The sequence below is a fragment of the Oricola indica genome, from assembly GCF_965227485.1.
GTDB classification, from domain to species: Bacteria; Pseudomonadota; Alphaproteobacteria; order Rhizobiales; family Rhizobiaceae; genus Oricola; species Oricola indica.
Genome location: NZ_OZ245747.1, coordinates 2,613,052 through 2,626,202, shown reverse-complemented (window position 1 = coordinate 2,626,202; position 13,151 = coordinate 2,613,052). Strand labels below are relative to the sequence as shown.

The 13,151-nt window shown below is 61.1% G+C and carries 11 protein-coding genes; 5 read left to right on the top strand and 6 right to left on the bottom strand.

From position 1 onward, the window contains the following. On the bottom strand, window positions 1–1,254 hold the full coding sequence (gene ilvA / locus ACQK2M_RS13140; protein WP_425418191.1) for a threonine ammonia-lyase IlvA: 1,254 nt from the start codon (window positions 1,252–1,254) through the stop codon (window positions 1–3). 121 nt (window positions 1,255–1,375) lie between these two features. Between ilvA and ACQK2M_RS13135 the strand changes: the two genes are divergently transcribed. After that, window positions 1,376–2,830, top strand: coding sequence for a TrkH family potassium uptake protein (locus ACQK2M_RS13135; RefSeq protein WP_425418190.1), 1,455 nt, complete (start codon window positions 1,376–1,378; stop codon window positions 2,828–2,830). Between the two features lie 142 nt (window positions 2,831–2,972). Here the strand turns inward: ACQK2M_RS13135 and ACQK2M_RS13130 are convergent, their stop codons facing one another. Next, entirely contained in the window at window positions 2,973–3,314 is a 342-nt protein-coding gene (locus ACQK2M_RS13130; RefSeq protein WP_223478057.1) for a hypothetical protein, read from the bottom strand. A gap of 183 nt (window positions 3,315–3,497) precedes the next feature. On the opposite strand from ACQK2M_RS13130, the gene ACQK2M_RS13125 reads away from it, so the two are divergent. After that, window positions 3,498–3,755 (top strand): hypothetical protein, encoded by a 258-nt coding sequence (locus tag ACQK2M_RS13125; protein WP_425418189.1) that lies wholly within the window; start codon window positions 3,498–3,500, stop codon window positions 3,753–3,755. Window positions 3,756–3,762: 7 nt separating this feature from the next. On the opposite strand, the gene ACQK2M_RS13120 is transcribed toward ACQK2M_RS13125, so the two are convergent. Then, window positions 3,763–4,509: a hypothetical protein gene (locus tag ACQK2M_RS13120; protein WP_425418188.1), complete on the bottom strand. Its 747-nt coding sequence runs from the start codon at window positions 4,507–4,509 to the stop codon at window positions 3,763–3,765. Window positions 4,510–4,837: 328 nt separating this feature from the next. Next, window positions 4,838–5,425, bottom strand: coding sequence for an NADPH-dependent FMN reductase (locus tag ACQK2M_RS13115; protein WP_425418187.1), 588 nt, complete (start codon window positions 5,423–5,425; stop codon window positions 4,838–4,840). A gap of 275 nt (window positions 5,426–5,700) precedes the next feature. On the opposite strand from ACQK2M_RS13115, the gene ACQK2M_RS13110 reads away from it, so the two are divergent. Beyond that, on the top strand, window positions 5,701–6,081 hold the full coding sequence (locus ACQK2M_RS13110) for a winged helix-turn-helix transcriptional regulator (RefSeq protein ID WP_223478062.1): 381 nt from the start codon (window positions 5,701–5,703) through the stop codon (window positions 6,079–6,081). 88 nt (window positions 6,082–6,169) lie between these two features. On the opposite strand, the gene ACQK2M_RS13105 is transcribed toward ACQK2M_RS13110, so the two are convergent. Continuing rightward, entirely contained in the window at window positions 6,170–9,595 is a 3,426-nt protein-coding gene (locus ACQK2M_RS13105; protein WP_425418186.1) for an autotransporter domain-containing protein, read from the bottom strand. Between the two features lie 794 nt (window positions 9,596–10,389). On the opposite strand from ACQK2M_RS13105, the gene ACQK2M_RS13100 reads away from it, so the two are divergent. Together ACQK2M_RS13100 and ACQK2M_RS13095 are read left to right on the top strand one after the other, a co-directional pair. Next, complete coding sequence (locus tag ACQK2M_RS13100) at window positions 10,390–11,217, top strand: class I SAM-dependent methyltransferase (RefSeq protein WP_425418185.1); 828 nt, start codon at window positions 10,390–10,392, stop codon at window positions 11,215–11,217. Window positions 11,218–11,232: 15 nt separating this feature from the next. Continuing rightward, window positions 11,233–11,820: a YdeI/OmpD-associated family protein gene (locus ACQK2M_RS13095; RefSeq protein ID WP_425418184.1), complete on the top strand. Its 588-nt coding sequence runs from the start codon at window positions 11,233–11,235 to the stop codon at window positions 11,818–11,820. Window positions 11,821–11,833: 13 nt separating this feature from the next. Here ACQK2M_RS13095 and ACQK2M_RS13090 read toward each other — a convergent pair whose 3' ends face one another. Then, on the bottom strand, window positions 11,834–12,982 hold the full coding sequence (locus ACQK2M_RS13090) for a cytochrome-c peroxidase (protein ID WP_425418183.1): 1,149 nt from the start codon (window positions 12,980–12,982) through the stop codon (window positions 11,834–11,836). Between the last annotated feature and the right edge of the window lie 169 nt (window positions 12,983–13,151).

The window sequence follows — 13,151 nt, the reverse complement described above, 5'->3', positions numbered from 1 at the left end:
TCAGACCAGCAATCCGCCCATCAGGTCGCTCTCGCCGATATCCTGCCAGGTCATGCCGGAATCGGTCATGCGCGCCATCAACCCGGCGAAGTTGGCGGGGTTGCGCGTCTCGATGCCGATCAGCACCGAGCCGAAATTGCGCGCGGATTTCTTCAGATACTCGAACCGGGTGATGTCGTCGTCCGGGCCAAGCAGGTCGAGAAAATCCTTCAACGCGCCGGGTCGCTGCGGCATGCGCACGACGAAGTATTTCTTCAGCCCCTCGGCGCGCAGCGCCCGCTCCTTGACCTCGGCCAGCCGCTCGAAATCGAAATTGCCGCCCGACGCGATGCATAGGATCGTCTTGCCGGCCCGTTCGCGTTCCGGAATATCCTTGAGCGCATCGACGGTCAGCGCGCCGGCCGGTTCCAGCACGACGCCCTCGACATTCAGCATCTCGATGATGGTCGTACAGAGCCGGTCTTCGGGAACCAGCGTCACCTGGTTCGCACGATAACGCTTGAGGACCTCGAAGGGCCGCGCGCCGACCTGCCCCACCGCCGCGCCATCGACGAAATTGTCGAAGCCCTGCAGCTTCACGCGCTCGCCCTTTTCCAGGCTCTTGCGCAGGCTCGGTGCGCCGGCCGGCTCGACCAGCGTGAACTCCGCCTTTTCGCCCATATCGTCGAAATAGCGCGTCAGCCCGCTCGACAGTCCGCCGCCGCCGACTGCGGCCATCACGCGGTCGAAGACGACACCTTGCGGCGCCTGCTCCAGCGCCTCGAGGGCGACCGAGGCCTGTCCCTCGATGATGTCGTCGTCGTCGAAAGGCGGCACCATCACCGCGCCCTCGGCCTGCGCATAGTCCAGCGCCGCGCGGTTGCAGTCGTCGAAATAGTCTCCGACGAGCCTGATCTCGATATTGTCGCCGCCGAAGGCCCGCGTCTTGGCGATCTTCTGCTGCGGCGTGGTGACCGGCATGAAGATCACGCCCTGCTTGCCGAAGTGACGGCAAACGAAGGCCAGCCCCTGCGCGTGATTGCCGGCCGACGCACAGACGAACGGCCCCTCCGTCCCTTCGGCGAGACGCTTGCGGATGAAGTTGAACGCGCCGCGGATCTTGTAGGACCGCACCGGCGACAGGTCCTCGCGCTTGAGGAAGACCCGGCAGCCATATTTCTGCGACAGGAAGACGTTTTCCTGCAGCGGCGTTTCGGGAAAGAGGTCGCGCATGGCCCGTGCGGCCTCGGCGACGGCGGCAGTAAACTCGCTCATGGGGGCTATTCCAACTTGCACGTCCTGCGATATTCAGGTGGCGCTCGATCGACAGCCGGTCTATAGGCCCGCTGCCGGTTTGGCCAGTGCGTCCGTAACGGGCAAGACGGCGGGAGACGCCATGAAAGGCAGAAATCTGCGCGCGGCAATGCATGTCAGCGCCGTATTCGCGACCTGGCTCGCCGCGCTGATGCTGATTCCGGCGCTGGTCGATCTCTATTACGGCAATCCCGACTGGATCGTCTTCGCGATCTCCTGCGCGGTGATCGCGGCGCTGGCGACCATCGTCGCGGCGGCGACGCGCGGCATCCGTCCGACCTATTCGACCCGCTTCGCCTTCCTGCTGGTCAACCTTCTGTGGCTGACCTTCGCGGTAGCCGGCGCGGTGCCCTTCGTGGAATCGTCGCTGCAACTCTCGCTGGCCGACGCCTTCTTCGAATCGATGTCGGGCATCACGACGACCGGCTCCACCGTCATTACGGGGCTCGACGGCTTGCCGCCCGGTCTTTTGCTGTGGCGCTCGATGCTGCAATGGGTCGGCGGGCTTGGCGTGATCGGCCTCGGCCTGTTCATCCTGCCCTATCTGAAGATCGGCGGAAGCTCCGTCTTCAAGCTGGAAAGCTCCGACCGCTACGACCGGCCATTCTCGCGCATGACGACCTTCGCGGTCTCGATCATCGGCATCTACATGGCATCGACATTCATCTGCGCGACGCTCTACGCGATGACCGGCATGACCGGCTTCGACGCGATCAACCACGCCATGACCACCGTCTCCACCGGCGGCTATTCCACCCACGACGCCTCGTTCGGTTATTTCGAGAACCTGTCCACCCAATGGGTGGCGATCGTCTTCATGCTGATCGGCGCGACGCCGTTCACCGCGCTGGTGGTGCTGATGCTGCGCGGGCGCATCGACATGTTCCGCGACAATCAGGTCATCGTCATGCTGTGCTACACGCTCGGCCTCGGCATCGTACTCGCCATCTATCTCGACGTCACCCACACAGAGGAACTGGGCCTCGGCATCGAGCATGCGATCTTCAACATCGTCTCGCTGGTGACGACGACCGGCTATGCCAATGCCGACTACCTGCAATGGGGGCCTTTTGCCATCGCGCTGGTCTTCATGGCGACCTTTCTGGGCGGCTGTTCGGGGTCGACGGCGGGCGGCGTGAAGACCTATCGCTGGATCGCGCTCTACGGAATCATGCGCCGCGCCCTCGACCGCTTCATCTATCCGCATGCTGTCCAGAGCGTCCATTCCGGCAAGGACGTCGTCGGCGAGGACACGCTGGAAGTCGTGCTGCTCTATTTCACCGCCTTCATCCTGATGTGGAGCCTGTTGACCGTCGCGCTGACGCTGACGGGCACGGATTTCCTGACCGCGCTGTCGGGCATCCTGACGGCGCTCGCCAATGTCGGTCCGGGCCTCGGCGAGGTGATCGGCCCCGCCGGCAATTTCGCTCCGCTCTCCGACTCGGCGAAATGGATCCTGTCCTTCGCCATGCTGCTCGGCCGCCTCGAAATCTTCACCGTGCTGGTGCTCGCCGCACCCGCGTTCTGGCGCGAGTAACCGCGCGCCATCGCCGCCGCATGGAACCGGGCTGTCCCCTTCAATGCATTTCAACCTGCAACGCAATCGAAATGCGCTGCCTCTCGCCTTTGGCTCGAACGCGCTTTGCGATGCAGCTGTTTCAACTCAAACCTGAATTGCGCTAATTCGCGCGCGTTTCCACCCCACGGAAAACGAGCTTGCGAAAGACGGACATCTTGAGCGGCGCCGACCTGACGCAATCCACCTTGTACGGCGGCAGGTGTTCGCCCTCGTCATGCAGCCGGATCGTGTTGTCGATCACCATCGCGATGCAGATGACGGGTCGCGAGCATCCGGCGCACTCCGCCAGAACCTCGACATGGCGCACGGGCGTCTCGATATAGGCTTGCGGCAATTCTTCTGCCGTGACGATCTTCGGCGGAAATTCCAGATACGCGTCCGGGCTCAACCCGAACGGTTTCATTTTCGCGGCGGACAGCGCTGCGATCTCAATCAGTTCCACTAAACACCCCCATAGTTCCCTTGCGTAAATACAAACTTACCTAACGTAAATGCACAAGGCGGCGGAGGGTTCCAGCAAAATCGGGAGCCGCCAGGTTTCGGTTCGATGCCGGTTTCGGGCGCGACCAATTCCGGGCGCTACGACCCATTGCGATTGTTCACGTTATGTTCGATAAACAAGGCCATGGCAGGCCCCATTCGCACGATCCGACAAGCCGCCCGTCACGGGATGATCCTGGCCGTCACTTGCCGGGGCTGCGGCCATGTCGCGCGTTTCTTGGCAAGCGACGTGGTGCAGTTCGTCAATCCCGTGCGGGAGATCGAGGCCCTGCCCTTCAGCTGCGGCGAATGCGGGCTGAAGGACTGTTCGGTAAAGGCCAGCGAATATGACCGGGACCGGCGACCGGACATCGTGGTGTGGAGGCCGATGCGGTTGCGGTGAGCGGGGCTCATGCGATACGCATGACTGTTCGGCTAAGCGGCGCAGATTCGGCCTTCTTTTCTTGCCCTTCAATCGCATTCGCGCTGTACCAAGCATCAAAGGCTTGGCGTGCGATTTTTCTTGTCTCGGTATCCCAAATCACAGCCTTTGAAACGAAATTGCTTGGGATGCCCGGCGCAAATCCAGTGGCTTTCCGATTAACTCGACCGCGAGCGCTCGGCGCTCTCCTGCTGCGCTTTCCGTCATCATTTAGTCCTAAACTGGCGTAGGTAGTACCGACATGACTGAGCATGTAGGCCAACTTACCCGTGGCCCCAGTACAAATCATACCCGCATACCCATGCGATTTCTTATTATCAGATGTCGTTAACTTGAATTGGAATGTTCGTGCGTGAATGGCGTGGCCGAATACCGCTGTCAGTCGCTGCCGAAGCCACTTTTCGGACTGATTTCGGCCAAGCAGAAACATTCCGTGGAAGTGCAGAACACCCTCGCCGGTAGCTTTCGAACTCATCACTCGTGTCGATTTCGCATCTAAGAAAATGATTCGACGACACTTAAGTTGCTGATCATGGCAACGTTGCGAAAAGTATGCCTTTGGCCCCGTTGGATAGGAATACGCCTCAGTCTGGAGCTTGGTGGAGATTAACCCATCGACTAGCACCACGACGCTATCTTGCTGCGCTTCCATTTGTGCAACAGCAAATGCGATTTTGACCGCATCTGTTTGTCGATCAAATCGACTACTAGTCAAATGCTCAATCTTGATCGTATCGGTAAGAACGCCTGCAATTGCGGATACTTGGGTTTCGCTAAACGTAGTTTTGTCCTCTCAGGCTGGTGGTCACTAAAGTACACCCTATCGCGTTCGCCTTTTGTTTTAAAGAAAAGTACTATGAATGAACAACTTAGCTGGCGAAGAGGATTGTGCAGCCGCTCAAAAAAATGACTCGGCGCATTTAGGGAACAAAGACAGCACTTTTATGGGCCGTTTCAGACTATTGATCCGCCACCAAAAAACGCCCCGCCCCTCGTTCCCGAGGAGCGGAGCGCTCACATTCAAAGCCTAGAGTCTAGACCCGTCAGGCGGCCTTCTTCAGGGCTTCTTCCCGGGCCGGCTTCAGCGTTTCCGCCCAGACCTTCAGCTCGGCGAGCATGCCGGTCGCGCCCTGCACCACTTCCGGCGCCGGGGCGAAGGTGCCGTCCTCGCCGATGAAGTTGAAGACGAACGGGATCGGCACTTCCTGCGGCAGCGGCATCAGCTGCACGGTGTTCATCAGGATCTTGGTGGACTGCATGGCGCGCGTGCCACCCGAAACGCCGCCGTAACCGACGAGGCCGGCCGGCTTCTTGTTCCATTCCTTGTGCAGCGTCTGGATCGCGTTGACGGTCGAGGCGGCCGGGAAATAGTCGTATTCCGGCGAGACGAAGACGAAGGCGTCGGCCTTGGCGTTCACTTCGCTCCAGCGCTTGGTGTGCTCATGGGCGTAATCCTGCATCATCGGATGCTTCGGCTCGTCGAACAGCGGCAGTTCGAAATTGGCGAGATCGACCAGCTCGACCTCGAAATCCGAATTTTCCTTGGCGAAATCAGCCATCCATTTGCCGATCTTGGGCCCGATGCGGCCGGGGCGGATGGAGGTGACGATCACGTTGAGCTTGAGTGACATTTTCTGTCTCCTGAATATTGCTTTACTGGCGTCGCATCCTGACGTGGCGCCATCGGTGAATCTCTGTTCGGCCACCGCCGGACGAAGCGCTCCCATTTCGGCAACGGACACTTAGGGGCCCGGTTCCGTCGCGGTGCTGCATCCGTAGATGACGTAAAGGTAGGAAAAAGATACCGGGTATTGATTTGATACCGCCGTAGCTTTTTGATACCGGGGCCTTATGTAAACCCCATACCGCGCCGCACAAGACGGCACCTTTTCGCAACCGGGTCACCATGAAGAAACCAAGTCACATTAATGAAATCGGCTCTGTCTGCCGGCCGGTGGGCGAGTTATTGGCCTCAATTGGCTCAAAATGGGTGGTTTTGGTACTTATCCGCCTGTCGGAACGCCCCAAGCGCTTCTCCGAACTGAAGCGCGAAATCGGTACGATAAGCCAGAAAGTGTTGACCAGTGTGTTGCGGGATCTTGAACGCAACGGCATCGTCAACCGCACCGTGACCCCATCGATCCCGCCGCGCGTCGACTACCAGCTGACCGAACTTGGCGAATCGCTGCTCGAACCGATCCACGCGCTGGGCGTCTGGGCGGTGGAAAACGAGGACAAGGTGGCCGAGGCGCAGGCGCGTTACGAGATGAAGGCGGAGACCGTCTGAGAAGATATTCGAGGGCAAATGCTGCAACAGCCGGTAGGAAAAGGTGGATCCCGGCTCGGCGCCGGGACCCGTTCTTTTGTCGGGACCGTTAGAAGCCCATTTCCAGGCCGACCTTGCCGGAGACGCTGTAGTCGCTTCCGTCAAACATCGTTCCCTCGACTTCGCCGAACATCCGGCCGCCGCCGGCAAGCTCGCGGCTCATCTTGACGCCCCCGAAGCCACCGACGCGCGTTTCGCCCGCATTGGCAAGCGTCGTCGATCCGCTCTGGTTGAACATCGAGAAGGACAGGTCGGTGTCGTCGCCGCTCGCAGACTGCGCGACGACGCCGCCCGATGCGCCGATTTTCATGATCGCTCCGTCATCCGCGGCGAAAGTCCTCTCGCCGCTCAGCGCCAGGCGCCCTTCAACGATATGCGTGGACCGTGCGCCCGTCGACCAGACCGCGCCCTGCCCGGCTTCCTCGATGGCGCTCGAGAACAGTCCGATATAGCGCACCGACGGACGCGCCGTGACGATCGTATCGTCCATCTCCGCCAGATCGACGGTGATCGCCACCTCCGGGCTGACAAAGCTGGTCGTGTAGTCGGCTGTCAGCCGCGTCGCGCCGTTTTCCGCCAGGTTGGTCGCGAAGTCGCGTGTGCTGTTGTTGAAACCGACACCGCCGAGCATCGACAGTTCGAGCCGCCCGATTTCGCCGAGCTGGTTCGCACCGTACAATCCACCGAATACGGTGGTGGCATTGACACGCATCGAGGACCCGAAATCGAGCGCGCCATGGGTCGCGCCGAAGGTGACGCCCCCCTGGAACCCGCCGACTTCAAAGCCGTCGACACCGCCGATGACGCCGCCATAGGCATGGTTGTGAGCGGCCGTCCCGCTGGAGCGGTCGGCATGCGAGTATCCGCCCAGCGCTGCCAGCCACATGGGCGGGATGCTGGCCTCGGCGTCGCCTTGCGCGCGATTGCCGAAACGCTCTTCCATGCGGCTCGACAGGGTCGAGCCGATGTCGCCGATCACGTTGACCATGGCCTGGTCCGCGACAACAGTTTCCCCCGCGTCCATGAAGATCACGGAATAGCCGGACACGACATAAGGCGTCGATGCTGAGATGATCGTCTCGGGAAGCGCGTTCTCGAACACGTAGATCGCGGGACCGCTGGCCTGATAGCTGAACGTGTCGTTGTCCGTCTCGCTCTCGATCACCGTCCATGCGCCGAGGTCGGAGTCATAGACAGCCGTCTCGCCGAGATCGATCGTGCCGGAGATGCGCGAGCCCTGATAGACGATCAGCGTGTCATCGCCAGCGCCGAGTTCGATCGCCGAACCGCTGGTGCCGACAATCGTGCCCCAGTTGTGGATCGTCTTCGGGCTGACGTCGTCGCGGCGATCCTCGGGGTCGAGAAAGATGCCATAGCCACCCTGGATGAGCGCGCCCTGGCGGTTGTAGATCGTGGTGGATTCCTCGGCATTCTTGTGCTCGTCGAAGTCGATGCCGCCCTGGTCGATACCGGCCGCGCGGATGATGCCGTAGTTGTCGACAATGCCGTAGTCGATATCGATGCCGTCGCCAGCGATGTCCGGATCCTCCTCCGTGTTCACGCCGGTCGATTCCAGCGTGCCGTAGTTGAGGACATACATGTTGTCGTCGGCCTGCACGGCGTCATCGATCGCGATGACGGTGCCGTAGTTTTCCAGCACGAAGTCGGACTTGCCCTCGATGCCTTCGTCGCCGGAATTGATGGTACCGTAGTTGTAGGCCGTCGTTCCGGTGCTATCGAGTTTCAACCCATCGCCGACCGCAGTGCGAATGTCGCCGTAGTTGTAGACCGTGCTGTTCTTCTTCGCCTTGATGCCGTGGTTGTCGGCTTCGATCGTGCCGTAATTGGTGACCATCATGTCGTCGCCGGTATCGACCGCGGTGCTGCTCGAGAAGATCATGCCGGTCTCGAGGATCTCGACCGTGTTTTCGTCGTCCAGATCGATCGCAGCGTCGCCGGTTCTGATCGTCCCGGAGACACGCACGGTGTTCCGGTCGTCACCCTCGACGCCTTTCGCGTCCGACCCGTTGAGCGTCATTTCTTCGCCGGTGACCGGGTTGATGGCGACATTGTCCGGGTCGTACCCATCGTCGATGACGCCATTCACCGTGATCACGGAGTCGTCCTCGACCTCGATTCCGGCATAGCCGTGCGTCGAGTAGACGAGAGAACCTTCGTGGACCGTGATGTCGGCGAAGCTGTTGGCTTGGATGGTCGAGGCCGTCAGGCCGTAATTGTGATATTCGAGATAGTCATGCGCGCTGACGGCAACGTCGCCGCCGTAGATCGATCCGTAGTTGGAGATTTTCGCGCGGTCGTTGGCCTCGATGGTCGGTTCGTTGTTCGACCGGAGTCTGCCGGCGAGAACCAGTTCGAGATCGTCCCCGACGAAAACAGCCGAATCGTCCGCTTCGATGTCCGTATCGGAAGTCATCGCGATCGTGGCGCGGTCGCCCGCCTCGATGCCCTTGCCAGACGCGGTGAAACGGGCGGTCGCGTTGAACTTGAGATCGTCTTTCGCCAAAACACCGCCAACGACTTCGTCGCTTATGATGAAACCGCCATTTATCGTGGCTCTATCGCCCAGCTTGAAAATGACGTCGCCGAAAGACCCGCTCGGGCCGCTCGCTTCGATGGTCGTGTCATCGCCGGCGACGACAAGGCTGCCGTTCAGGGCCTGGTAACTGCGACCGAGCCGGATGGTGTTGCCGTTGCCGGCATGGACGATGTCGCCATCATTCACCACCAGCGACCTGTACGTCTGTATCTCGATATCGTTGTTGTCGCCCGCATCGAGGAAGAGCGAGTCGATCGCGGTGCCTTGATACGTGGCGAGGAACGCGGTGTTGCCGTCGCCGATGATCACGCCCGTATCGGCGTCGATGGCGACATTTGAAAACGTGATGTCGTTGCTGTCGCCAAAGCGCGCGCCTGCGTCGCCGCCGGCGAGATCGACATAGGACCCGAAGTCGAAGGTGTTGCCGTTGCCGGCATCGATCCCGTAGTCCGAGCCGGAGATCGACGAATAGTTATCGATGTCGACCTGGTTGTTGTTTCCGAGAACGAAGCCCGTTGCCGTGTCCGAATTGATCGTGACGTAAAAGTTGCTGCTATTGGAGTCGGTATTGGCGTCGACGGTGTTACCGTCGCCAATGTTGAGACCATTCGCCGAAGCGCCGGTTCCGTCCGCGTCGAGCTCCGTGTAGCGGTCGATCAGCAGCGTGTTGCCATTATCGACAACCATGCCGTTGATCGACAGCCGGTCGCCGGATGTGCCGCCTGCCGTGGTGATCGTCTGGTTGGTGAAGCCGGTGGCGTCCAGCCCGTCAGCGTCGTCGCTCGTGCAAGCGATCGTCGCGTTATCCGCCGGCGTGCCGACGCAATCGGCCATCGCCTCCGACGCTGACATGACAGTCAGCAGTGCGAGACTCGAAACGGAAAGTGAAAGTCCGTTCTTTTTCAGTCTTATTGACATGTATTTGCCCTTCTCAAAAGAAAACAGATCTGTTTGCGCAAAACGAACCCGTTTCGCGCATTCGACGACAAGAAATTCATATGAATTCATGCCGATGCCGTATTTTTACTTTCAGACAAGCCGCTCCCGTCCGCCCGAACGGTGCGTCAGGGCGCTGGATGGGACGGGAAAAACCCGCACCGCTAATGCTTGTCAGTGACTCTCATGGTTCTCAGCGACTGCCCCTTTCACTGATGATGCCTCACTCAGATAGTTGAGGAGGTTCCTTTAGGTAATTGATATAAAGCGATATTTCGCACTCAAGTACCTGGGAATTTCGTAGGAGGCGGCGCGGCGTCTAGCAACGGATTTTTGCGTCGCTGGACAAAGCCAAATCAATCTGTTGCAGTTAAGAAACAGAAAAGTAAGTCTTCACAAAACGGAAATATAAATGTCACGGAATTGTCACTTCGGATTGCTTATCTAGAAGACCGCGCAACCGCAGGACCGATTGCCGACACCGCACGTCTTCGCCGCAAAATGTCCCGCGCAAAGTCAGAGCCGCCCCGGCTATTCCACGCCACGGGCTGGTACGGCCGCTAGGACATCCGACTTCAGCGACTTGAGACTTCCCACCGCGACCCGCGAGCTGTTTCCCTCGGCAAGTCAGGCCCCATAGGTGCCTTGGAGCTACGGCGGACCAACAGCCGCCACCTCACACGAAAACGTCCACCTTCTCGAACGTCCGCACCGCGATTGTCGCGCACCGGCTTCCGATCTATCATTCCGCAAGGGAAGATAGTAGGAGGCGGCTCATGGACGATTTCGGCGCATTCAGCGCACTCGAGCAGCAGGGCTGGTCTGACGACGCCACCGCCTCGGCCTATGCGAGCGCCTTCGCCGACGCTGCGCTTCAATGCGTGCCCGCCATGGTGGCCGCGGTCCGCGCCAGCCCCGGCGACCAAGCGCTCGATCTGTGCTGCGGACACGGCATCGTGGCGCGCGGCCTCGCCGATGCGGGCGCCACCGTCACCGGCATCGACTTCTCCCCCGCCATGCTGGAGCTGGCGCGCAAATCCGTGCCCGAAGGCACGTTCCGGAAGGCGGATGCCACCGCCCTGCCCTTCGATGACGCCTCCTTCGACGTGATCACCATCGGTTTCGGCGTGCCGCACCTGCCGCATCCGCCGCATTGTTTCGCCGAGGCGCGCCGCGTGCTGCGCCCCGGCGGCCGCATCGCGTTTTCTGTGTGGCAGGCACCGCCCGCATCGCAGGCCTTCGGCTTCGTCTTCGCCGCCGTCGCCGCGCATGGCGACCCGTCTGTGTCTCTGCCACCCGCACCCGGCGCCCATGACTACGCCGATCCCGACGTCGCCGGCCCGGCGCTTCACGAGGCGGGGTTCGGCGATGTGAAACTGGAAACGGTCGATAGCCACTGGATGGTGGACGACCCCTGCGCGCCTTATGACTATTTCATCGAGGGAACGGTTCGCGGCTCGGCCCTGTTGCGGCCGCAGCCGGAGACGAACAGAAAGGCGATCCGGGAGTTCGTCGGCAAACGGGTCATCGAGGCCTGTGGAGAGACGGCGCCCTGGCGCGTTGCCATCCCGGCCGCGATCGTTTCCGCCCGCGTGGTGAACTGACGGACGGAGGAGACCGTGAGCGAAGACAGCGCGAAGGTGGAGGCCTTCTACGCGAAGGACGGAGCGTGGCGCGAGGAATTGCTGGCGCTAAGGGCGATCCTGCGCGAGATGCCGCTGAGCGAGGAATTCAAGTGGTACTCGCCGGTCTACACCGCCCATGGCGGCAATGTCGCCATCGTCTGGGGATTCAAGGACTATTGCGGCCTCGGCTTCTTCAAGGGCGCGCTCATGAAGGACCCCGAAGGCATCCTCGTCCAGCAGGGCGAAAATTCGCGCTCAGCCCGCGTTATGAAGTTTCATGGCGTCGATGAGATCGCCGAACAGGATGCTGTCATCCGCGCCTATGTCGCCGAGGCGATCGCCAACGAAAAGGCAGGGCTGAAGGTCGACCTGCCGAAGGACGATCTCGACTATCCCGAAGAACTGGTCGACCGACTCGACGGCGACCCGGAGTTCCGCGCGGCTTTCGAAGCGCTGACGCCCGGCCGCCAGCGCGGCTGGGTGCTGCATTTCTCGCAGCCGAAGCAATCGAAGACCCGCGTCTCGCGCATCGACAAGGCCGCGGCGAAGATCCTCGCCGGCAAGGGCATGCACGACCGCTGACGGCCTCTGCGGATCATTCCTCCAGAAGGTGCTCGTAGCGCTTGTCGGTCAGCGTCTTGAGGAAGGCCACCAGCGCATCGATACGCTGGTCGTCGAGCGCCGGGCCGTGCGTCAGTTCCTTCTCCGACAGGTTTTCCGGCACCTCCGGCGCGGCGAAGGGTTCGCGCGTTTCCGGGTTGATCAGCCGCTCCGGGTTCTTGGTGTTGTACTTGTTGTAGAACACGACGACCGAGCGCAGATCCTCGAATACGCCATTGTGCATATAGGGCCCGGTGACCGCGACATTGCGCAATGTCGGTGTGCGGAACCGGCCGCGCATGGCGGGGTCGTCGACCGCCGGATTGGCGAGCAGGCCTTCATCGATCGTGCCCGGCTCCGAACCGTTCATCGCGCGCAAGGCGGTGTTCTCCGGCGTGCCGATATTGTGGAACTTGTAGTCGGAAAAGGTCTCGCGCGGATCGATGGCGCTTTTCGCCAGCTGGTGGCACTGGTTGCAGTTGGTGAATTGCTGCGAGAAGAACAGCAGCCGGCCCAGCTCTTCCTTGTCGGTCAGCTTTTCCTCGCCTCGCAGGAAGCGGTCATATCTGGAATCGAAGGGCGCGAAAGTGTCGGTCCGTTCGAAGGCCGCGATGGCGCGGGTCATGGCATCGTAGGCCTTGTCGGTATCCGCCAGCGTGCCCTCGCCGAACAGCGCGGAAAATGCGGCGTCATAGTCGGGGTTCTCGCGCAGCCTTTCGACCACCGAAGCCTCGTCGGGCATGCCCATCTCCATCGGATTGAGCGGCGGCCCGCCGGCCTGCTCCTCCAGCGTCGCGGCGCGCCCGTCGAGGAACTGCCCGCCGATCCATTCGCCATCGGCGTTCCTGTGAAACTCCGGCGAGAAGGACGCATAGGCGGCCGTCGGCGCGTTGCGGTCGCCGAGCGAGACGCCGTCATCGCCGGGCGAGGCCATTCCGCGTGGATCGGCGAAGCCGAAATTCGGATCGTGGCACGACGCGCAGGCCTGGGTGCGGTTGGCCGAGAGATTGATGTCGAAGAACAGCGCCTCGCCCAACGCCTCCAGCGTGACCGGAGGCGTCGCCCGCGACTGGCCCGATACCGCAACGGCGAAAACCGCCGCCATCGCCGCTGTAAAACCGATCGCTGCTGCCGCACGCCGCATGACCGCGCCTCCTATCTTGACTATTTTTGTCATATTAAGAGTGCACGCTCGGAGACGCAATTGATCTCGATCAAGTTTCGGAGCATCGGCGGCAAAAATGAGCCGGTGCCGAAGAAGTCACGACTAATCAACAAACGCGAACGTCACCGGCGAAATAACAGCTTCGTCA